The sequence below is a fragment of the Gallaecimonas kandeliae genome (genome assembly GCF_030450055.1).
GTDB classification, from domain to species: Bacteria; Pseudomonadota; Gammaproteobacteria; order Enterobacterales; family Gallaecimonadaceae; genus Gallaecimonas; species Gallaecimonas kandeliae.
In genome coordinates this window covers 435292-454344 of sequence record NZ_CP118480.1, presented here as the reverse complement: position 1 = coordinate 454344, position 19053 = coordinate 435292, and the positions used below count along the sequence as shown (strand labels likewise).

The following is a 19053-nucleotide window of genomic DNA, read 5'->3' as shown; positions in this document are numbered from 1 at the left end:
TCTTATTCTTCCCTTGGGTTAGCAATTTTTGCCACAATTTCCCACAATTCCCCACGAAGCCAAGTCTAGGGGGTGGCCTTCAAGCTTGTCAAGCAAGGGAAAATCCAGTTGTGACGCGGCCTGCAGCCTTATTGCAACAGGCTGAAAAGCAAGTGTTTTAAAGCCCGGCATTTAACCCGCATTGAAGCTCCAGCCCTGGAAAATTAAACAAGGCCCCAATAGCGTGGTGAATTGTGGTGGTGAAGCCCGACAAATCTGCCAGGAGCAGATTTGAACATCGGAGCCTGGCGACGATGGCCCTTAGGGCGAGGACCAGGAGGGTCCGAGTAAGCCGGGGCGCAGCCAGACGCGAGCCTCAGGACGAGCGAGCCGGGCGTGGCGCCAGGGACGGCTTCCAACACCGCTCACCCAAAAACAAAGAAGCCGCCCCAAGGCGGCTTCTTTGTTCAAGAATCAAGTCCGCAGAGCCGGCCTGTAAGCCGGGTTCTGTCTTGAACGGTCATTCGTCTAGGCCAGCAATCACTCACTGGCTCAAGCAACCTACCCGCCCCCCGCGCGGGCCACGCGTATTGGGGGCCTATTTGGTCTTGCTCCGGGTGGAGTTTACCGTGCCACGAACTGTTGCCAGCCGCGCGGTGCGCTCTTACCGCACCCTTTCACCCTTACCTGTGCCCTAAGGCCATCGGCGGTCTACTCTCTGTTGCACTGGTCGTCGGCTTGCGCCGCCCAGGCGTTACCTGGCACCCTGCCCTGCGGAGCCCGGACTTTCCTCCCCCCACTTGCGTGGGCAGCGACCGTCCGGCCGACTCTGCGGAGGCGCAGTATACATGGGCCCGCCTCAGCCCTCCAGTCCCAGGTTATAGAGGGCGTTCTTCTTCAGATCGAAGGCGTCGGCCACCAGAGTTGCCGCTTTCTTGCGGGGCAGCTCCTCGGCCAGGGCCAGGAAGAGCTTCACCGCCGCCTTGGGCAGTTCCGCCGCCTTGGGAGCGGGCGCCACCATCAGCACCATCTCCCCCTTCTGGCGATCCTCGTCTTCCTGCAACCAGGTGATGAGTTCGGCGGCAGGGGCGCCATGAAGGGTCTCGAAAGTCTTGGTCAGCTCCTTGGCCAGCACCACCTGGCGCTCTGGGCCGAAGACCTGCGCCATGTCCTTGAGGCAGTCCAGCGCCCGGCGGGGTGACTCGTAGAAGACCAGGGTGCGGGGCTCCTCGGCCAGGGCCTCCAACTGGGCCAGGCGGGCGCTCTGCTTGGCGGGCAGGAAACCTTCGAAAGCAAAGCGGTCCGTGGGCAGGCCAGAGGCGGACAGGGCCGTGATGGCGGCGCAGGGGCCCGGCAGCGGTACCACCTTGATCCCCGCCTCACGGCACTGGCTGACCAGGGTATAGCCGGGGTCCGAGATAAGCGGCGTGCCGGCGTCCGACACCAGGGCCACGTCCATGCCCCCTTCCAGCTTGCCGATGATAAAGCCGGCTTTCTGCTTCTCGTTGTGGTCATGCAGGGACTGGGTGGGAGTGCGGATGGCGAAATGGTGCAGCAGCTGCCCTGTGTGGCGGGTGTCCTCGGCACAGATCAGCGCTACTTCGCCCAGCACGTTCAGGGCCCGTTGGCTGATATCCCCCAGATTACCCAGGGGCGTGGGGACTATGTAAAGGGTGCCTTTGGTGTCATTCATGGGAGTGGGCCCTCTGTTTGTGTCGCTATGGCCCCTCGCATACACTAGGCACAGTTTCAGCGAGGACGTAAGACGGCAAATGACCAGGATTCTAACACGGAGCGCAGCCATGCTGTGCCTGGCGTTGGCACTCAGCCACTGCGCCAGCACAGGCCCCAGGGATGAATGGAGCGGCAGGCTGGCCAGCCCGGTCTACGCCAAGGCCAGCGAATACCTGGACAAGGCCCGCCAGGCAGAGGGCCAGGACAAGCTGCTGTGGCAACTGCAGGCCGGTCGCGCCTATGCCCAGGCTGCGGATTGGGCCAAGGTGGACAGCGTCTTGGCGGCTCTCAAGGGTCAGCTGACCCAGCCGGCAGCCTTGGCCGCCTACCAGTTGCTGGCCGCCCAGGCGACCATGGCCCGTGAAGACTACGCCGCCGCCGCCGCCCTCCTCGCGAGCCCCATGCCCCAGGCCTTCGAGACCCAGCGCCTGCGCCTCAAGTCCCGCCTGGCCGAGCTCTCCGGCGACGTCAACGCCCAGATCCAGGCCCTGGCCCAACTGGCCGAGGCCAGCAGTGACTCCGTCCAACAGGCCCGCATTAGCGATCGCATCTGGAGCCTGCTGCCCAAGGCCGACACCAGCCAACTGGATGCCAGCTGGGCCCCCTGGCTCAGCCTGCAGCAACTGGCCAAGGAAAAGCGCGGCCCGGCCCTCAAGGACGCCATCAGCGCCTGGCAGCAGCAGTATCCCAACTCCCTGCCGGGCCGTTACCTGCCCCAATCCCTGGAGCAATTGACCCAGATCACCGAGTACCAGCCCACCAAGGTCGCCCTGCTGCTGCCTTTGACCGGCAGCTTCGCCGCCCAGGGCCAGGCCATCCGTGACGGCTTCGTCGCCGCCTGGCTGGACAGCGGCCAGCCGGCCCAGCTGGTGGTGCTGGACAGTGCCAATGACGCCGTTGCCGCTTGGCAGCAGGCCAAGAGCGAAGGCGCCGACATGCTGGTGGGCCCCCTGCTCAGGCCCCAGGTGGAGGCCCTGCAGCAAAGCGGCAATGTCGACGTGCCCTGGCTGGCCCTGAACCGGGTGTTCCGCCCCGGCGTTGCCGACAGCTATTTCTTCGCCCTGGCGCCGGAAGACGAAGCGGCCCAGGCCGCCGAGGAGGCGGTGGACCGCAAGGCAGAACACCCGCTGCTGATCGGCCTGGACAGCGCCACCAACAACCGCCAGGCCCAGGCTTTCATCGAGCGCTGGCGCCAATACGGCCATGAAGAGCCGGTGGATATGCGCCTTTTCGGCAACCGCCAGCAGTTGGAACAGGGGATCCGCGATCTGCTCAAGATCAACGACTCCAAGGCCCGCATCGGCCAGGTGGAAGATCTGCTTGGCCACGATCTGGTCGCCGAGGCCCGCTCCCGCCGTGACGTGGATTTCCTCTACCTGCTGGGGGACAAGGAAGAAGTGGGGCTGATGAAAGCCTTCATCGACGTCACCATCAGCCCCTTCGCGGACCCCATTGCCGCCTATACCTCGTCGCGGGGCCACCCCGATCTGGAGAACCCGGCCGGCCTGCGCGATTTCAACGGCCTGAGTTTCTCGGAGATGCCCTATTTCGTCAGCCAGCAGGGGCCGGCCCTGGCCATGCGCCAGTTGCTGACCCAGCTCCGCCCCCATTGGCCCAGCGCCTTGGAACGGCTGTTCGCCATGGGCTATGATGCCGCCCGCCTGCTGCCGCGCATGGCCACCCTGCGCATCGAAGGCAGCGAACCGGTACAAGGCATTTCCGGCAGCATCGGCATCGACGGCAACGGCGTCATCCACCGCCGCCTGCAATGGGTCACCATCAGGGGCGGCAACACCCAGGTTCAGGACCATGTCATTCCGCCTCTTCCCGAGCAGGACAGCCAAGGGCCGGCACTTTGAGCAGGACGCCGAACGCTGGTTAAAGCAGCAGGGGCTGAGCCCCGTCGCCCGCAACGTGCGCTACCGCGGTGGCGAGCTTGACCTGGTGATGAAGGAAGGACCTCTGTGGGTGTTCGTGGAGGTCAAATACCGTAGCCAGACCGGCTTCGGCGGCGCCGTCCACGCCATCAGCCGCGCCCAGCAGGCCCGGCTTTGGCAAAGCGCCAGGCGCTTCCTCAAGGAACAAGGCCTCAACGAGTGGGACTGCCAGTGCCGCTTCGACGTGGTGATTTATGAAGGTGAACAGGGGCCCCTCTGGTTGAAGGGGGCCTTTGGCATTTAGGAGTATTCATGCTGGATCGGATCAAAGACAGTTTTACCGAGAGCATTCAAACCAAGATAGTGGCCAGCGAAGCCCTGCCCGACGCCATAGCCCAGGGGGCCATGATGCTGGTCAACTGCCTGCTGGCCGGCAACAAGATCCTGGCCTGCGGCAATGGTGGCAGCGGCCTGCACGCCCAGCACTTCGTCAACCTGCTGATGCACCACTTCGAAACCGAGCGCCCCAGCCTGCCGGCCCTGGCCTTGGGTGGCGGCAGCGGCATGCTGACCGCCGTCAGCAACGACGACAGCTTCAACGAAGTCTTCAGCAAGCAGGTCAGGGCCCTTGGCCAGCCTGGGGATGTGCTGCTGGTCATCTCCACGTCAGGCAACTCCCGTAATCTCATCAAGACCATGGAAGCCGCCCTGTCCCGCGACATGACCATACTGGCCCTGACCGGCATGGATGGCGGCGAGATGGCCGGCCTGCTGGGCCCGAATGACGTGGAGATCCGGGTTCCCGGCTACAGGCCGGCCCGTACTCAGGAAGTCCACATCCTGGTGCTGCACGCCCTGTGCGACGCCATCGACTCCACCCTCTTCAGCCAGGAAGACTGACCATGAACAAAGCCGTGATGACAGCCTGCCTGATGGCAACAATGCTGCTCCAAGGATGCGCCGTCGCCTTGGTGGCCGGCGCCGCCGGCACCGCCAGCGTCGCCAACGACAGGCGCACCGTCGGTGCCTACATCGACGACGAAAGCATAGAGTTGAAGATAACCGGCATCATCAGCAGCGACCCCGAGCTGCGCAGCAACACCCACGTCAGCGTCGTGTCCATGAACGGCGAGGTGCTGCTGGTGGGCCAGGCCCCCGGCGAGGCACTGCGCACCCGCATCGTCAGCCAGGCCCAGAAGGTTCCGGGCGTAAGCAAGGTCAACAACCAGATCCGGCTGATGACCCCGACCCGCCTGTCCACCCGCACCCATGACACCTGGCTCACCTCAGTGGTCAAGGGCAAGCTCATCGCCAGCGATCTCGACAGCTCCGCCGTCAAGGTGGTCACCGAGAACGCCGAGGTGTTCCTGATGGGCCTGGTCAGCCACCAGGAGGGCGACAGCGCCGCCAACATCGCCCGCAACGTCTCGGGCGTGACCCGGGTGGTCAAGGTCTTCCAATACCGCTGAGGCGAACCCCAATAAAAAAACCGGCAGATGCCGGTTTTTTTATTTCACTACCTTGAGGAAAGGCGCCTTCTTGCCCGGCTTGGGCGGCTCCGGATCGTCATCCGGCCCTTCCCCTTCCAAGGCGACCTTGCCTTCGCGCAGGGCCTGGTAGAAAGGCTCGTCGTCGAAGGCGGTACCAGCCCCGTTTTCACGGGCATAGATGGCCAGCACGGCAGCCATGGGCACCACCAGGCGCCTGGGCACGCCGCCAAAGCGGGCGTTGAACACCAGGTCGTTGTCACCCATGTTCAGGTTGGCCACGGCACCGGGGCCAATGTTCAAGACGATCTGGCCGTCCCGCACGTGCTCCTGGGGCACTTCGACCCCGTCCTGGGTGGCGTCCACCACTAAGTGCGGGGTCAGGTCGTTATCCAGCAACCATTCGTAGTAGGCCCGCAGCAGGTGGGGCCTACAGGGTTTCATCAGGCGCTCAGGCGCCATGGCTCATTTCCCGTTCGGCGTCGGACAGGGAAGCCTGGAAGGACTCGCGTTCGAAGATGCGCGCCATATAGGTACGGATCTCCTTGGCGCCACGGCCGGACAGTTCCACACCCAGGTGGCCAAGGCGCCACAGCAGCGGCGCCAGCACGCAGTCCATCAGGCCGAATTCTTCGCTCAGGAAGAAGGGCGTGTCGGCAAAGAGCGGCGCCAGGGCCAGCAGGCCTTCGCGCAGTTCCTGGCGGGCTTCGTCGGCCTTGTCGCCACGCTCGATGCGCTCGGCCAGGGCGTACCAGTCCTTCTGGATGCGGTACATGGTCTGGCGGGCATTGCCGCGCATCACAGGGTAGACCGGCATCAGGGGCGGGTGCGGGAAACGCTCGTCCAGGTATTCGTTGATGATGTCGGCGCGATACAGGGTGACTTCCCTGTCCACCAGGGTGGGCACGCTGACGTCGGGATTCAGTTCGACCAGATCCTCCGGGGGATTGGACAGATCCACTTCGACGATGTCGAAGGTCACGCCTTTCTCGGCCAGTACGATACGAACCTGGTGGCTGTACATGTCGGTACCACCACCAAAAAGAGTCATCACAGAGCGTTTGTTGGCTGCCAACGCCATCTTAAGCCTCCAGAAAAAAACGCAAAAAACAGCAATGGAGGCCGCTGCCCCCATTGCTGTGGGAAAATCCTCAGTGGACGTCGCGCCAGTATTCTTTCTTCAAGAAGTAGGCAATCACAAAGAAGATGGCCAAGAACACCAGCACCTTCCAGCCGATGCTCTCGGCTTCCAGTCGCATGGGTTCACCGGTATACACGAGGAAGTTGACCAGGTCCAGTACAGCCTTGTCATACTCCTCGGCGCTGAGCTCACCGGTACCGTCGGCTTTGATGCCGGCGTAGACCTCTTTCTCTTCGCCGTCCACCAGGCGTGTTTCGTAGGTCTTGCGCGGTACGCCCTGCAGTTCCTGCAGCACGTGCGGCATGCCTACGTCTTTGAATACCTCGTTGTTTACCCCCCAGGGACGGGATTCGTCCACATAGAAGGAACGCAGGTAGGTGTAGATCCAATCTGGGCCGCGCACCCTGGCAACCAGGGTCAGATCCGGCGGCACCTTGCCAAACCAAACGGCCGCTTTCTCGGCCGGCATGGCATTTTTCATATGATCGCCTATTTTGGCGCCAGTGAAAATCAGATTTTGTTCCATCAGGTCATGAGGTATGCCCAAATCGTCGGCAGTACGCACATAACGCTGGTACTGCATCTGGTGGCAACCGAAGCAGTAGTTCATGAACATCCGGGCGCCGCGCTGCAAGGACGCCTTATCGGTGAGGTCGTAATGGGCCTTGTCCAGATGGACCTCACCTTCCTCGGCCAGGGCCACAAGCGGCAGCATCGCCAGCAGGGCTATCAGCAATCTTTTCATTGGGTCACCCTCTCCGGAACCGGCTTGGTCTTCTCGTTCTTGCTGTAGAACCACAGGAGAGCGAAGTAGCCGAAGTAAGTCACAGAGCAGATCTGCGCCACCAGGGTGTGGGTCGGGGTGGCCGGCTGGGTTCCCAGGTAACCGAGGATCAGGCAGGAAACGGCGAACTGGATGAGGTTGAGCCGGTGCAGCACGCTTCGGTAGCGCACCGACTTGACCTTGCCCCTGTCAAACCAGGGCAGCAGGAACAGCACTATGATCGCCGAGAACATGGCGATGACCCCGGCCAGCTTGTTGGGCACGGCCCGCAGGATGGCGTAGAAGGGGGTGAAGTACCAGACCGGCGCTATGTGCGGCGGTGTGGTCAAGGGGTCGGCCGGTTGGAAGTTGGGCGCCTCCAGGAAGATGCCGCCCCCTTCCGGTTTGAAGAAGATGATGTAGCAGAAGATGAACAGGAAACCTGCCACACCCACTATGTCCTTGACGGTGTAGTAGGGATGGAAGGGGATGGCGTCTTTGGGCCAGCCGTTTTCATCCTTGTTCTTCTTCACTTCGATGCCGTCGGGGTTATTGGAACCCACTTCGTGCAGGGCGATGATGTGCAGGAACACCAGCACCACCAGCACCAGCGGCAGCGCTATGACGTGCAGGGCGAAGAAGCGGTTCAAGGTGGCACCGCTGATCACGTAGTCGCCGCGGATCCACAGGGTCAGGTCGTCCCCTATGACGGGGATGGCCCCGAACAGGGAGATGATGACCTGGGCGCCCCAGTAGGACATCTGGCCCCAGGGCAACAGGTAGCCCATGAAGGCTTCGGCCATCAGGCATAGGAAGATCAGCATGCCAAAGAGCCACAGCAGTTCCCGCGGTTTCTGGTAGGAGCCGTACATCAGGCCCCGGAACATGTGCAGGTAGACCACAATGAAGAAGGCGGACGCGCCCGTACTGTGCAGGTAGCGCAGCAGCCAGCCGTAGTCCACGTCCCGCATGATGTATTCGATGGAGGCGAAGGCCCCTTCGGCGCTGGGGTTATAGTCCATGGTCAACCAGATACCGGTGAGGATCTGGTTGACCAGCACCAGCATGGCCAGGGAGCCGAAGAAGTACCAGAAGTTGAAGTTCTTGGGGGCAGGATACTTGCCGACGTGCTTGTCCCAGGTCGCCGTCATGGGAATGCGTTCGTCTATCCAGGCGATGAATCTGTTCATGCTTGGGCCTCCCCTTCGCTCATGCCCACCAATATGGTCCGCTCATCCACGTAATAGTGGGGCGGCACCACCAGGTTCAAAGGCGCCGGCACATTCTGGAAGACGCGGCCGGCCATGTCGTACTTGGAACCGTGGCAGGGGCAGAAGAAGCCATAGTTGACCCCCACCTCCTGCTGGGCGAAGTCGCCCTTGAGGTAGCTGGGGGAACAGCCAAGGTGGGTGCAGATCCCCACAGCCACCAGGATATGGGGCTTGATGGAGCGGGTGGGATTCTTGGCGTAGTCGGGCTGCTGGGCCTCTTCGGAATTAGGGTCTTTCAACCTGTCGTTGAGGGTGGCCATCTTGTCCAGCACCTCCTGGGTGCGGCTGACCACCCAGACAGGTTTGCCACGCCACTTCACCAGGATCAACTGCCCTGGCTCGAGCTTGGTGATATCCACTTCCACAGGCGCACCGGCGATCTTGGCCCTAGCGCTGGGATTCCAGGATTCGATGAAGGGAACTGCCGCGAAACCGGCACCCACTGCGCCCACTACGGCAGTGGTCCAGGTCAGGAATCGTCTACGGCCGGTATCTACAGGCGCATTACTCATCCATTTGTCTCCAGTCGTGGAACAGAAGCCGCGCCGTTTTTATATAGTCTCGCGGCCTGTGGCTCACAAGATCTCCCCGGCAAGTGGGTGCTGCTTCCTTGGAGAGGGGACCTGATTCTGGTTAGTTATTCGCCTCAAAGCATAAAGAAAACCCCCTATAAAAACAAGGAAAAGGGATTTTTTGAGCAGAGACGCGGGCAAAAAAAAGCCCGGCAATGCCGGGCTTTTTGAGCAGTCTGAAGCGTATTAACGCTTGGAGAACTGCGGACGACGACGGGCTTTGCGCAGACCGACTTTCTTACGCTCAACCTGACGGGCGTCACGAGTGACGAAGCCAGCTTTACGCAGGGTCGGACGCAGGGACTCGTCGTACTCCATCAGGGCGCGGGTGATGCCGTGGCGGATAGCGCCAGCCTGACCGGAGATACCACCGCCAGAAACGGTGATGTACAGGTCCAGCTTCTCGGTCATCTCAACCAGCTCCAGCGGCTGACGAACTACCATGCGGGCAGTTTCGCGGCCGAAGTACTCTTCCAGAGAGCGTTGGTTGACGGTGATGGAACCACTGCCTTGCTTGATGAAAACACGGGCGGTGGAGCTTTTGCGACGGCCAGTGCCGTAGTATTGATTGTCTGCCATTTCTTGAATTCCGTATTAGATGTCAAGGACCTGAGGTTGTTGTGCAGCGTGCTTGTGTTCAGCACCGGCAAAAACCTTCAGCTTACGGAACATGGCACGACCCAGCGGACCACGGGGCAGCATGCCTTTAACGGCCGCTTCGATGATCATTTCCGGCTTCTTGGCTTGCAGCTTTTCGAAGCTGATGGACTTCAGGCCACCCGGGTAACCGGAGTGAGCGTGATACATCTTGTCCTTGGACTTCGCGCCAGTTACAACCACTTTCTCGGCGTTGATAACGACGATGTAGTCGCCAGTGTCAACGTGAGGAGTGTATTCCGGCTTGTGCTTGCCACGCAGGCGCGAGGCGATCTCGGTGGCGATGCGACCCAAGGTTTTGCCTTCGGCGTCAACCACATACCAGTCACGTTTTACGGTTTCTGGCTTAGCTACGAAAGTTTTCATTCAAATAACCCAAGTTCGTATTGTTACATACCCGTGCGGGCTTCTTTGCCCGCACCATGTGCAAAACCTGCCACGACATCCCTTCGAATGCTGGCGGGTGACATATGCGCTGCCCTTGTTGGGCAGGTTGTAACGTGGGGCTGCGCGGATTATACGCATGTCAATCCGCCAGGTCACGTCCAATTTGTACTCAAAATCAGGGTTTGTGGGGCCTGGCCAGGTATTCCGTGGACTGCATTTCCTGCAGCCTGGACAGGCAACGCTGGAACTCGAAGCGCAGCCGTTCGCCGGCATAGAGCTCGAACATCCCAACCTCGGCCAAGATGATCAGCTTGACGCCACGCTCGTAGAACTCGTCCACCATGGCGATGAAACGCCTGGCCACGTCCTCCTGGTTGGCCCCCATCTGAAAGCCGCCGCTGACCAGCACCGAGTGGTAGAGCCTGGCCAGTTCCATGTAGTCGGCCTGGCTACGGGGGCCGTCGCAGAGGGCCCTGAAGTCCAGCCAGAGTACGCCGTCGGCCTCCAGCAGCGCCGGAATGGGGCGCCCTTCGATGCTCAGCACCGGGTTCTCCTGGCCGGGCTCAACGGCCAGCTTGCCGAAATAGTCGCGGAATTGGGCCAGGCCCTTTTCGTCGCAGGGATAGTGGTAAAGCTCGGCCTGCTCCAGGGTGCGCAGCCGGTAGTCGATACCGGAATCCACGTTGACCACCTCGCAGTTGGCCTTGATATGGGCGATGGCGGGCAGGAAGCGGGCCCGCTGCAGGCCGTTGCGGTAAAGCTCGTCGGGAATGATGTTGGAGGTGGCCACCAGCACCAGGCCGCGCTCGAACAACGCCTCGAAAAGGGTGCCCAGCAGCATGGCGTCGGTAATGTCAGAGACGAAGAACTCATCGAAACAGATGATGTCGGTCTCGCCGGCAATCTTGTCGGCTATCTTCAGCAGCGGATCCTGCTCGCCCTTGAAGAGCTTGAGCTCCTGATGGATGCGGTGCATGAAGCGGTGAAAGTGGGCCCGCAGCTTGCGCTCTGTCGGCAGGCAGTCAAAGAAGGTGTCTACCAGGTAGGTCTTGCCGCGCCCTACCCCACCCCAGAAATAGAGGCCCTTGACGGCAGCCTTGGGCTTGCCTGCCAATTTCTGCCAGAGCCCTTTCAATCCCTTGGTCTGCTGCTGGTCCCTGGCACAGAAATCCTCATAGAGGCGTTGCAAGTGGCGGACGGCATTTTCCTGGGCCGCGTCATGCATGAAATCCGGGCGGGCAAGGTCGGCTTGATAGCGCTGCCAGGGAGTCATCGGATCAGGGTCTCTTCAGGGATAATTGGGGGCCGGCATGGTACCACGGACCCAGTGTTGCAGGTATATTGTTCGCCAACAGCAAAGGACAGGAGTGGCAAGGTCCATGATAAATTTCGCAATAGGTGTAGTCGTAGGGATAGTGGTTGGCCTGCTGATAGGCCGCGTCCGTGGCACTACGCCCCTGGGTGAGGACAAGCTGCGCCAGGATCTGGAACAAGCCCAGCTGGATCTGGAGCAGTACAAGGAAGAAGTGAAGGATTACTTCGAAGAAAGCGCCGAGATGATGAAACAGCTGGCCCGTGACTACGACAAGCTGGCCCGCCATGTCAGCGACGGCGCCGGTAACCTGCTGAGCCTGGACGCGGACGCCCTGTCACTGCGTATCGGCGAAGAGGCCTTGGAAGAGCAGCAACTGGAGCTGCTGACCGAGCCGCCCCGCGACTATTCCCACGAGCGCCATGGCCTCATCAAAAAATAATTCTGGAACTTTTTAACAATCCGCAAGGTCAGTGATTGAGCCAAGACTGAAACAGCCTTCTGTATTTATAGGAGATTCAGTAAGAATGAAGCCTCTCGCAATCCTTGTATCCGCGGCCCTGATGGGTACCGCATCCCTGGCCAGCCTGCCTGCCACCGCCGCCCTGCCTAGCAGTGTCGAAGGGCAGGCCATGCCCAGCCTGGCCCCCATGCTGGAAAAAGTGACCCCAGCCGTCGTCAGCATCAACGTCGCCGGCACCCATGTGTCCCGCCAACGCATCCCCGATGCTTTCCGCTTCTTCTTTGGCCCCAATATGCCTCAGGAGCAGACCCGTGAGCAGCCCTTCGAAGGGCTCGGCTCAGGGGTCATCATCGACGCCAAGAACGGCTATGTGGTGACCAACAACCATGTGGTGGACGAAGCGGACAAGATCGAAGTCACCCTCACCGATGGCCGCACCTTCAAGGCCAAGAAGATCGGCGTCGACAAGGACGTGGACATCGCCCTGCTCAAGATAGACGCCGACGGCCTCACCCAGATCAAGGAAGCCGACTCAGACAACCTGCGGGTCGGTGACTACGCTGTCGCCATCGGCAACCCCCTGGGCCTGGGCCAGACCGTCACCTCAGGTATCGTCTCGGCCCTGGGCCGCAGCGACCTGCAGGTCGAGCACCTGGAAAACTTCATCCAAACCGACGCCGCCATCAACCGCGGCAACTCCGGCGGCGCCCTGGTCAACCTGCGCGGCGAGCTGATCGGCATCAACACCGCCATCATAGGCCCCAACGGCGGCAACATCGGTATCGGCTTCGCCATACCGGTGAACATGATGAAAAACCTGGTCAAGCAGATCATCGACCACGGTGAGGTGCGCCGCGGCTACCTCGGCATCATGGGCGGCGAGCTGACCCATGAGCTGGCCAAGGCCATGGGCTACAAGTCGGGCCAGGGCGCCTTCGTGTCCCAGGTGCAGGAAGACTCCGCCGCCGCCAAGGCCGGCATCAAGGCCGGTGACATCATCACCAGCCTGGACGGCAAAGCGATCAAGAGCTTCGGTGAGCTGCGCGCCAAGGTCGCCACCCTGGGGCAGGACGCCAAGATCACGTTGGGCCTGGTACGGGACGGCGAAGAGAAGACGGTGACCGTCAAGCTGCAAGGCCAGGCCGACGTCAAGGAAGCCTCTGGTGAGGCCCTGCATCCGCGTCTCGACGGCGCCGAGTTTGAAAACAGCAGCCAGGGCGTCAAGGTGACCAAGGTTGCCGAGCGCTCCCCTGCCGCTTTCACCGGCCTGCAGGAAGGGGACATCATCATAGGCGTCAACCGCCAACCTGTGAAAACCGTCAAGGATCTCAAGAAGATACTGGATGCCAATGACGAAGGCGGCGTACTGGCCCTGAACGTCATCCGCGGCCACTCCAGCCTCTACCTGGTGATCCGCTAAAAGTCTTTGTAAGACTAAGTAAAGGGGCCCCCGGGCCCCTTTTTGCTGCCTGGAAAAAGCTGTTATGCTCAGGCCTCTATCAACTGCAGGGCATTGTCAATGGCGCGGCTTTTCAAAGACTTGGGTAAAGCCATCCTGCTGGGATTGATCCTGGCGGCAGTGCTGCTCACCTTCTTCCCCAGCCTGCGCAAGGGCAGCGACGACAGCCAGGGACTTTTCCGCAAGGAAAACAACTACGCCCCCCTGCTGTCCTTCTCCTCGGCCGTGCGCCGCGCCGCCCCGGCCGTGGTCAACATCTATTCGGTGAGCAATGTCGGCAAGGATCTCTACGAGCAACGCGGCACCATCAAGGGCCTGGGCTCCGGGGTGATCATGACCGCCAAGGGTCATATCCTCACCAACTTCCACGTCATCCACGATGCCGACCAGATAGTGGTGGCGTTGCAGGACGGCCGGGTCTCCTATGCCGAGCTGGTGGGCACAGATCCCCTGACCGACCTGGCGGTACTGCAGGTGGATCTGGATAACCTGCCGGTCATTCCCCAGGACCCCCACAACCAGGCCCAGGTGGGTGACGTGGTGCTGGCCATAGGCAACCCCTACAACATCGGCCAGACCATCACCCAGGGCATCATCTCCGCCACCGGCCGCTCCGGCATGAGTTCCACCGGCTACCAGGACTTCCTGCAGACCGACGCAGCCATCAACGCCGGCAACTCCGGCGGCGCCCTGGTCAACAGCAACGGCGTGCTGGTGGGCATCAACACCGCCCTCTTCCACGTCTCGGAACGCATGGACGCGCCCGGCATCAGCTTCGCCATCCCCTATACCCTGGCCGCCAAGATCCTCAAGGAGCTGGTGGAGAACGGCCGGGTGATCCGCGGCTACTTCGGGGTCAACTACCAGCAGCCCAGGGTGCCGATCATGACCCAGCCGCCGCTGATCACGGCCGTGGACAAGGACTCACCGGCAGAGAAAGGCGGCATCAAGGTGGGGGATCTCATCGTCGGCATCGACGGCAAGCCGATCCGCAACGGCCTGGAGGCCATGGACCTGGTGGCAGAGACCAAACCAGGCACCCAGATCGAGGTGACAGTGGTACGGGACGGCAAACAGCTCAAGCTCAAGGTGACGGTGGGGGAAAGGCCCCCGGGTTACTGAGCAGAAGAAAAGGCGCCCTGAGGCGCCTTTCTTATTTGACCCGGCGGATGCTGGCGCCGAGATTGGAGAACTTGTCCTCGATGCGCTCGTAGCCGCGGTCTATGTGGTAGATGCGGTCCACCAGGGTCTCGCCCTGGGCCACCAAACCGGCGATCACCAGGCTGGCCGAGGCCCGCAAGTCGGTGGCCATCACCTGGGCACCGGACAGGCCGTCCACCCCTTTGACCAGGGCGTTGTTGCCGTCGAGGCTGATGTCGGCCCCCATGCGACTGAGCTCCGGTACGTGCATGAAACGGTTCTCGAAGATGGTTTCCTTGATCCGGGCTGTGCCCTGGGCCACGGAATTCAGCACTGTGAACTGGGCCTGCATGTCGGTGGGGAAGGCCGGATAGGGGGCAGTGGTGACATCCACCGCCTTGGGCCTCTTGCCGTGCATGTCCAGCTTGATCCAGTCAGGGCCTGTGGTCACCTCGGCGCCTGTCTCTTCCAGCTTCACCAGCACCGCTTCCAGGAGGCTGGGATCGGTGTTGGTGCAGGTCACGCTGCCACGGGTGACGGCGGCGGCCACCAGGAAGGTGCCGGTTTCGATGCGGTCGGGCTGGACGCTGTAAGCCACGCCATCCAGGCGCTCGACGCCGTCGACCACCAGCTTGGAGGTGCCTATGCCCTGGATCTTGGCCCCCATGGCCACCAGGCAGTTGGCCAGATCCACCACTTCGGGTTCGCGGGCCGCGTTCTCGATGACGGTGCGGCCATCGGCCAGGGTCGCGGCCATCAGCAGGTTCTCGGTGCCGGTCACCGACACCATGTCCATCAGGATATGGGCACCCTTGAGGCGGCCACCCGGCACCTTGGCCTTGATGTAGCCGTGCTCGACGAGGATCTCGGCCCCCATCAGCTCCAGGCCATGGATGTGCAGGTTGACCGGACGCGCCCCTATGGCGCAGCCGCCGGGCAGGGACACTTCCCCCTTGCCGAAGCGGGCCACCAGGGGCCCCAGGGCCAGGATGGAGGCGCGCATGGTACGTACCAGTTCATAGGGCGCCACGTGCTGGTCGACGGAACGGGGGTCCACCTCCACTTCCATGTTGTCGCCCAAGGTGATCTTGGCCCCCAGCTTGCCCAGCAGGGCCATGGTGGTGGTGACATCGTTGAGGTGCGGAATATTGGTCAGGATGACGGGCCCGTCCGCCAGCAGGGTGGAGAACAGGATCGGCAGAGCCGCGTTCTTGGCGCCGCTGATGGCAACGCTACCGGCCAGGGGGCTGCCACCGGTGATAAGCAGTTTATCCATGGAGTTCTTCTTTACTGGCCGAGGTTGAGCAGCTTCTTGTCGCGTGCCCAGTTGGCGGGGGTGTAGGTCTTGATGGAGACGGCGTGCATGCTGTTGTTGGCAATGGCCTCCATCAGCGGCCCGTAGACGAGCTGTTGGCACTTCACCGGCCGCAGGCCTTCGAAACAGCTGCCAACGGCGATGATGTTGTAGTGACTGCCTTCGCTCTTGACGATCGCTTCGTCCAGGGAAAGGCTGTCGCGCAGTAGTTGTTCGATCTCTTGGTTGGTCATGCGTGCTCTATGGGCAGAATGGCGTCCAGATCGCCCAATTCTGCCAGCTTTTTGAGCCGGCCAGAAGCCCCAATGACCTTGGTGTCCGGGTATTGTTCACATAGCTCGAGCAGCATAGCCAGGCCGGCCGTGTCCACCTTGTCGAGCCCGGACACCGCCAGGGTGTCCAGGCCCTTGAAGCCGGCACGGCGCTGCCAGAGGGCCGGCACAGTGTTGCGGTCGAGGATCCCGGCCAGGGTCAACACAGGCGCCTGCCACTGGATCTCCAGGCTCATGCGGCCTTTTCCTCTTTCTTGAGGGTGATGGCGACGTTGGCCTTGTCCTTGAGCATCTGGGTCACTTCATCGATGCCTTTCTGGCGAATGAGGCCTTCCAGCTCGGCCTGCTTGGAGGACAGCAGGCTGATGCCCTCGGCCACCATGTCGTAGACACCCCAGGAGCCTGTCTTGCTGTTGAGGCGGGCCTTGAAGATCAGGTTGATCTCAGGGCGGCCCTCTTCGATGATGCGCGCCTTGACGGAGGCGATCTTCTGCTGGTGGCCCTCGTCCATGGGGGAGCGCTCGAAGATCACCTGCTGGTCGTGATACTGGGTGAAGGCCTGGGCATAGGTGGTCACCAGGTAGTTCTTGAACACGGCGATGAAGCGGTCGCGCTGATCGGATGTGGTCTTGGGCAGGTTGCGGCCTATCACCTTCAGGGAGGCGTAACGGTAGTCCACGTAGGGCAGCAGCTCTTCACGGACGATCTCCTTGATGACGTTGGGATCCTTCTGGATCTGCGGCTGCTCCGCCTTGAACCTTTCGAACGCCAGGTTGGCCGCCTTCTCCACCATGTTGAAGGGATCGCTGCGGTCAATGGCGGTGGTCTGGGCCAAGGCCGAGCCCATCATGCCCACCATCAACAGGGCGGCGGTCATCATTCGCTTGATCATATCGACTCCTTATTCGTGGGACTTGCCAAAGAGGAACTGGCCAATCAACTCTTCCAGCACCAGGGCGGACTTGGTGTCCTCAATGTAGTCACCGTTCTTGAGGATGGAAATGGAATCATCCTTAAAGCCGGGCTGCAGCCCAATGTACTGCTCCCCCAATAAACCGGAGGTGAGTATGGCGGCAGAACTGGTCTCGGGGAACTTGTCGTACTCCGAGTTGATGGACATGGCCACCAGCGGGGTGAAGTCCTTGGTATCCAGCTTGATGTTCTCGACCCGGCCCACTACGACGCCGCCCACCTTGATGGGGGAGCGGACCTTGAGGCCGCCGACATTGTCGAACTTGGCGTAGAGGGTATAGGTGGAGCCATCGCCGCCGGCGCTGCCGTTGGCGACCCGCAGGGCCAGCACCGACATGGCCAATATGCCCAGCAGGATGAAGAAGCCCACCAACAATTCAATTTTGCGACTGTTCTGCATAATCAGTTTCCAAACATCAAAGCCGTCAGAATAAAGTCCAGACCCAGCACCGCCAGGGAGGAGTGCACTACCGTCTGGGTCGTGGCCCTGCTGATCCCTTCCGAGTTAGGTACAGCATCGTAACCGTTGAACACCGCTATCCAGGTCACCACCAGGGCGAAGGCAATGCTCTTGATAAAGCCGTTGAGGATGTCGTCGTAGAGGTCCACGGCGGATTGCATCACCGACCAATAGGTACCGGCGTCCACGCCCAGCCAGTCGACACCCACTATTTTGCCGCCCCAGATGCCGACGGCGCAGAAGATGGCGGTCAGCAGCGGCATGGCGATGACGCCGGCCCAGAAACGGGGGGCTATCACCCGCTTGAGGGGATCGACGGCCATCATCTCCAGGCTGGAAAGCTGTTCGGTGGCCTTCATCAGGCCTATCTCGGCGGTCAGGGCCGAACCGGCGCGGCCGGCAAAGAGCAGGGCCGTGACCACGGGGCCCAGTTCACGCAATATGCTCAGGGCCACCATGGGCCCCAGGGATGCCTCGGCACCGTAGTCCACCAGGATGGTGTAGCCCTGCAGGCCCAGCACCATGCCGATGAAGAGGCCGGATACCACTATGATCAGCAGGGATTGCACCCCCACCACGTAAATCTGTTTCACCAGCAGGTGGAAACTGCGCAGCCGCGGCCAGCAGAGCACGGCCGACAGCATCATCAACAGGGCCCGTCCCATGGCGCTGGTCAGGGACAGTCCCAGACGCCCCAGGTGGGCAAGGGAATCAAACATCAGCGCGCTTCTCCTTTGAGATCGGTCCTGTAATCCGGCGCCGGGAAGTGGAACCGCACAGGGCCGTCCGGCTCGCCGTTGAGGAACTGCTTGAGCTGCTCGGAACTGCTGTCCTTGAGCTGGGCCGGCGTGCCCTGCCCTATGACCTTCTTGTCCGCCACCACATAGACGTAGTCGGCGATGGACAACACCTCTTCCACGTCGTGGGAAACCACCACTGAGGTGAGGCCCAGGGCGTCGTTGAGGCGGCGGATCAGCTTGACGATGACCCCCATGGAGATGGGGTCCTGGCCGGCAAAGGGTTCGTCATACATGATCATGTCCGGGTCCAGGGCTATGGCCCTGGCCAGGGCGGCGCGGCGCGCCATGCCGCCGGACAGCTCGCCAGGCATCAGTCCGTGGGCGCCCCTCAGCCCCACCGCCTCCAATTTCATCAGCACTATCTTGCGGATGATGGCCTCGGAGAGGTCGGTATGTTCGCGCAGCGGGAAGGCGACGTTGTCGAACACCGTCATGTCGGTGAACAAGGCACCGCTCTGGAACAGCATGCTCATCCGCTTGCGGACCGTGAACAGCTGGTTGCGTGACAAGGACGGGATATTCTGGCCGTCGAAGAGGATCTCCCCCTGCTCCGGGTGCAACTGGCCGCCGATCAGGCGCAGCAGCGTGGTCTTGCCGATGCCGCTGGGCCCCATGATGGCGGTGACCTTGCCGACCGGTATGGTCAGGTTGATATCGTCATAGATGACCCTGTCGCCACGACTGAAGGTCATGTTCTTGATTTCGACAAGAGGGCTGCTTGGGTTCATCTGGATTGTCCTGAACTCGTACGGGTCGGTATTGTAACAAAGGGCGCCGATGGCAAGGCAATGCCAATAAATGAAACAAAACGTTCGAAAGGGTAAGGAAGGGTCTCTGAATTGCCCCTGAATTCGGGGGGCGGGGGGAGGTCCTGGCCATCCATGCCGGCATTCCCTGGCTCATCTGCATCCTGCCTAGATTTCATTAATGCCATATTGGTGATGACGAATTCTTCCTTTTTGACTGTTCAGCGCACCTTGCCTTGGTCGCTT

23 protein-coding genes and 1 other RNA gene are annotated in these 19053 nt (G+C 61.5%); 7 read left to right on the top strand and 17 right to left on the bottom strand.

All coding sequences use genetic code 11. The features are described 5' to 3' along the window. Positions 1-459 precede the first annotated feature (459 nt). Positions 460-810: RNase P RNA component class A (gene rnpB, locus PVT67_RS02160), an RNA gene on the bottom strand. Positions 811-838: 28 nt separating this feature from the next. After that, positions 839-1672 carry a 16S rRNA (cytidine(1402)-2'-O)-methyltransferase gene (rsmI, locus tag PVT67_RS02155; RefSeq protein WP_301497342.1) on the bottom strand — a complete coding sequence of 278 codons (834 nt, stop codon included), beginning with the start codon at positions 1670-1672 and terminating at the stop codon, positions 839-841. Positions 1673-1781: 109 nt separating this feature from the next. Between rsmI and PVT67_RS02150 the strand changes: the two genes are divergently transcribed. From PVT67_RS02150 to dolP, 4 genes are read left to right on the top strand one after another with little or no spacing between them, the layout of a single operon-like run. Then, a complete protein-coding gene (locus PVT67_RS02150; protein ID WP_301497340.1) occupies positions 1782-3572 on the top strand; it encodes a penicillin-binding protein activator in 1791 nt (596 codons plus the stop codon). Continuing rightward, positions 3523-3894 (top strand): YraN family protein, encoded by a 372-nt coding sequence (locus PVT67_RS02145; protein WP_301497338.1) that lies wholly within the window; start codon positions 3523-3525, stop codon positions 3892-3894. The genes PVT67_RS02150 and PVT67_RS02145 overlap by 50 nt, the downstream gene beginning before the upstream one ends. Positions 3895-3902: 8 nt before the next feature. Further along, complete coding sequence (locus PVT67_RS02140) at positions 3903-4490, top strand: D-sedoheptulose-7-phosphate isomerase (protein ID WP_301497336.1); 588 nt, start codon at positions 3903-3905, stop codon at positions 4488-4490. 2 nt (positions 4491-4492) lie between these two features. After that, on the top strand, positions 4493-5059 hold the full coding sequence (dolP, locus tag PVT67_RS02135; protein WP_301497334.1) for a division/outer membrane stress-associated lipid-binding lipoprotein: 567 nt from the start codon (positions 4493-4495) through the stop codon (positions 5057-5059). Between the two features lie 39 nt (positions 5060-5098). On the opposite strand, the gene PVT67_RS02130 is transcribed toward dolP, so the two are convergent. The 8 genes from PVT67_RS02130 to zapE all read right to left on the bottom strand — a co-directional run bounded on the left by PVT67_RS02130 (position 5099) and on the right by zapE (position 11141). Then, a complete protein-coding gene (locus tag PVT67_RS02130; RefSeq protein ID WP_301497332.1) occupies positions 5099-5539 on the bottom strand; it encodes a ClpXP protease specificity-enhancing factor in 441 nt (146 codons plus the stop codon). Next, a complete protein-coding gene (sspA, locus tag PVT67_RS02125) occupies positions 5529-6158 on the bottom strand; it encodes a stringent starvation protein SspA (RefSeq protein WP_301497330.1) in 630 nt (209 codons plus the stop codon). Before sspA ends, PVT67_RS02130 begins: the two co-directional genes overlap by 11 nt. Before the next feature lie 70 nt (positions 6159-6228). Next, entirely contained in the window at positions 6229-6963 is a 735-nt protein-coding gene (locus PVT67_RS02120; RefSeq protein ID WP_301497327.1) for a cytochrome c1, read from the bottom strand. Continuing rightward, on the bottom strand, positions 6960-8171 hold the full coding sequence (locus PVT67_RS02115) for a cytochrome b (RefSeq protein ID WP_301497325.1): 1212 nt from the start codon (positions 8169-8171) through the stop codon (positions 6960-6962). The genes PVT67_RS02120 and PVT67_RS02115 overlap by 4 nt, the downstream gene beginning before the upstream one ends. Continuing rightward, complete coding sequence (gene petA / locus PVT67_RS02110) at positions 8168-8764, bottom strand: ubiquinol-cytochrome c reductase iron-sulfur subunit (RefSeq protein WP_301497322.1); 597 nt, start codon at positions 8762-8764, stop codon at positions 8168-8170. The genes PVT67_RS02115 and petA overlap by 4 nt, the downstream gene beginning before the upstream one ends. Before the next feature lie 246 nt (positions 8765-9010). Continuing rightward, the gene (rpsI, locus tag PVT67_RS02105) at positions 9011-9403 is read right to left on the bottom strand and encodes a 30S ribosomal protein S9 (protein ID WP_301497320.1); all 393 of its coding nucleotides are present in this window, start codon (positions 9401-9403) and stop codon (positions 9011-9013) included. 15 nt (positions 9404-9418) lie between these two features. Then, the gene (gene rplM / locus PVT67_RS02100; protein ID WP_301497317.1) at positions 9419-9847 is read right to left on the bottom strand and encodes a 50S ribosomal protein L13; all 429 of its coding nucleotides are present in this window, start codon (positions 9845-9847) and stop codon (positions 9419-9421) included. Between the two features lie 196 nt (positions 9848-10043). After that, positions 10044-11141: a cell division protein ZapE gene (gene zapE, locus PVT67_RS02095; protein WP_301497315.1), complete on the bottom strand. Its 1098-nt coding sequence runs from the start codon at positions 11139-11141 to the stop codon at positions 10044-10046. A gap of 106 nt (positions 11142-11247) precedes the next feature. Between zapE and PVT67_RS02090 the strand changes: the two genes are divergently transcribed. The 3 genes from PVT67_RS02090 (at position 11248) to degS (ending at position 14224) form a co-directional block, all read left to right on the top strand. Beyond that, positions 11248-11622 (top strand): Z-ring associated ZapG family protein, encoded by a 375-nt coding sequence (locus PVT67_RS02090; RefSeq protein WP_301497313.1) that lies wholly within the window; start codon positions 11248-11250, stop codon positions 11620-11622. Between the two features lie 85 nt (positions 11623-11707). Further along, positions 11708-13063 (top strand): Do family serine endopeptidase, encoded by a 1356-nt coding sequence (locus PVT67_RS02085; protein WP_301497311.1) that lies wholly within the window; start codon positions 11708-11710, stop codon positions 13061-13063. A gap of 99 nt (positions 13064-13162) precedes the next feature. Next, positions 13163-14224 (top strand): outer membrane-stress sensor serine endopeptidase DegS, encoded by a 1062-nt coding sequence (degS, locus tag PVT67_RS02080; RefSeq protein ID WP_301497309.1) that lies wholly within the window; start codon positions 13163-13165, stop codon positions 14222-14224. 31 nt (positions 14225-14255) lie between these two features. Here degS and murA read toward each other — a convergent pair whose 3' ends face one another. The 7 genes from murA to mlaF are packed head-to-tail and all read right to left on the bottom strand — an operon-like array spanning position 14256 to position 18789. After that, positions 14256-15518 (bottom strand): UDP-N-acetylglucosamine 1-carboxyvinyltransferase, encoded by a 1263-nt coding sequence (gene murA, locus PVT67_RS02075; protein WP_301497307.1) that lies wholly within the window; start codon positions 15516-15518, stop codon positions 14256-14258. 11 nt (positions 15519-15529) lie between these two features. Further along, positions 15530-15790, bottom strand: a complete 261-nt coding sequence (locus tag PVT67_RS02070) for a BolA family protein (protein ID WP_301497305.1) — start codon at positions 15788-15790, stop codon at positions 15530-15532. Beyond that, positions 15787-16065 (bottom strand): STAS domain-containing protein, encoded by a 279-nt coding sequence (locus PVT67_RS02065; RefSeq protein WP_301497303.1) that lies wholly within the window; start codon positions 16063-16065, stop codon positions 15787-15789. Before PVT67_RS02065 ends, PVT67_RS02070 begins: the two co-directional genes overlap by 4 nt. Then, positions 16062-16721, bottom strand: a complete 660-nt coding sequence (locus PVT67_RS02060; protein ID WP_301497300.1) for an ABC transporter substrate-binding protein — start codon at positions 16719-16721, stop codon at positions 16062-16064. Before PVT67_RS02060 ends, PVT67_RS02065 begins: the two co-directional genes overlap by 4 nt. Positions 16722-16730: 9 nt before the next feature. Beyond that, complete coding sequence (gene mlaD / locus PVT67_RS02055) at positions 16731-17201, bottom strand: outer membrane lipid asymmetry maintenance protein MlaD (RefSeq protein WP_301497298.1); 471 nt, start codon at positions 17199-17201, stop codon at positions 16731-16733. A 2-nt stretch (positions 17202-17203) separates the two neighbouring features. Beyond that, positions 17204-17980 (bottom strand): lipid asymmetry maintenance ABC transporter permease subunit MlaE, encoded by a 777-nt coding sequence (gene mlaE, locus PVT67_RS02050; protein ID WP_419181023.1) that lies wholly within the window; start codon positions 17978-17980, stop codon positions 17204-17206. Beyond that, positions 17980-18789, bottom strand: coding sequence for a phospholipid ABC transporter ATP-binding protein MlaF (gene mlaF / locus PVT67_RS02045; protein ID WP_301497296.1), 810 nt, complete (start codon positions 18787-18789; stop codon positions 17980-17982). The genes mlaE and mlaF overlap by 1 nt, the downstream gene beginning before the upstream one ends. Positions 18790-19053: the final 264 nt, after the last annotated feature.

What these genes read in the sequence shown, in the direction of transcription:
- rsmI (WP_301497342.1), bottom strand. Translation starts at nt 1,672, where the DNA reads ATGAATGACACCAAAGGCACCCTTTACATAGTCCCCACGCCCCTGGGT.
- PVT67_RS02150 (WP_301497340.1), top strand. Translation starts at nt 1,782, where the DNA reads ATGCTGTGCCTGGCGTTGGCACTCAGCCACTGCGCCAGCACAGGCCCC.
- PVT67_RS02145 (WP_301497338.1), top strand. Translation starts at nt 3,523, where the DNA reads ATGTCATTCCGCCTCTTCCCGAGCAGGACAGCCAAGGGCCGGCACTTT.
- PVT67_RS02140 (WP_301497336.1), top strand. Translation starts at nt 3,903, where the DNA reads ATGCTGGATCGGATCAAAGACAGTTTTACCGAGAGCATTCAAACCAAG.
- dolP (WP_301497334.1), top strand. Translation starts at nt 4,493, where the DNA reads ATGAACAAAGCCGTGATGACAGCCTGCCTGATGGCAACAATGCTGCTC.
- PVT67_RS02130 (WP_301497332.1), bottom strand. Translation starts at nt 5,539, where the DNA reads ATGGCGCCTGAGCGCCTGATGAAACCCTGTAGGCCCCACCTGCTGCGG.
- sspA (WP_301497330.1), bottom strand. Translation starts at nt 6,158, where the DNA reads ATGGCGTTGGCAGCCAACAAACGCTCTGTGATGACTCTTTTTGGTGGT.
- PVT67_RS02120 (WP_301497327.1), bottom strand. Translation starts at nt 6,963, where the DNA reads ATGAAAAGATTGCTGATAGCCCTGCTGGCGATGCTGCCGCTTGTGGCC.
- PVT67_RS02115 (WP_301497325.1), bottom strand. Translation starts at nt 8,171, where the DNA reads ATGAACAGATTCATCGCCTGGATAGACGAACGCATTCCCATGACGGCG.
- petA (WP_301497322.1), bottom strand. Translation starts at nt 8,764, where the DNA reads ATGAGTAATGCGCCTGTAGATACCGGCCGTAGACGATTCCTGACCTGG.
- rpsI (WP_301497320.1), bottom strand. Translation starts at nt 9,403, where the DNA reads ATGGCAGACAATCAATACTACGGCACTGGCCGTCGCAAAAGCTCCACC.
- rplM (WP_301497317.1), bottom strand. Translation starts at nt 9,847, where the DNA reads ATGAAAACTTTCGTAGCTAAGCCAGAAACCGTAAAACGTGACTGGTAT.
- zapE (WP_301497315.1), bottom strand. Translation starts at nt 11,141, where the DNA reads ATGACTCCCTGGCAGCGCTATCAAGCCGACCTTGCCCGCCCGGATTTC.
- PVT67_RS02090 (WP_301497313.1), top strand. Translation starts at nt 11,248, where the DNA reads ATGATAAATTTCGCAATAGGTGTAGTCGTAGGGATAGTGGTTGGCCTG.
- PVT67_RS02085 (WP_301497311.1), top strand. Translation starts at nt 11,708, where the DNA reads ATGAAGCCTCTCGCAATCCTTGTATCCGCGGCCCTGATGGGTACCGCA.
- degS (WP_301497309.1), top strand. Translation starts at nt 13,163, where the DNA reads ATGGCGCGGCTTTTCAAAGACTTGGGTAAAGCCATCCTGCTGGGATTG.
- murA (WP_301497307.1), bottom strand. Translation starts at nt 15,518, where the DNA reads ATGGATAAACTGCTTATCACCGGTGGCAGCCCCCTGGCCGGTAGCGTT.
- PVT67_RS02070 (WP_301497305.1), bottom strand. Translation starts at nt 15,790, where the DNA reads ATGACCAACCAAGAGATCGAACAACTACTGCGCGACAGCCTTTCCCTG.
- PVT67_RS02065 (WP_301497303.1), bottom strand. Translation starts at nt 16,065, where the DNA reads ATGAGCCTGGAGATCCAGTGGCAGGCGCCTGTGTTGACCCTGGCCGGG.
- PVT67_RS02060 (WP_301497300.1), bottom strand. Translation starts at nt 16,721, where the DNA reads ATGATCAAGCGAATGATGACCGCCGCCCTGTTGATGGTGGGCATGATG.
- mlaD (WP_301497298.1), bottom strand. Translation starts at nt 17,201, where the DNA reads ATGCAGAACAGTCGCAAAATTGAATTGTTGGTGGGCTTCTTCATCCTG.
- mlaE (WP_419181023.1), bottom strand. Translation starts at nt 17,980, where the DNA reads ATGTTTGATTCCCTTGCCCACCTGGGGCGTCTGGGACTGTCCCTGACC.
- mlaF (WP_301497296.1), bottom strand. Translation starts at nt 18,789, where the DNA reads ATGAACCCAAGCAGCCCTCTTGTCGAAATCAAGAACATGACCTTCAGT.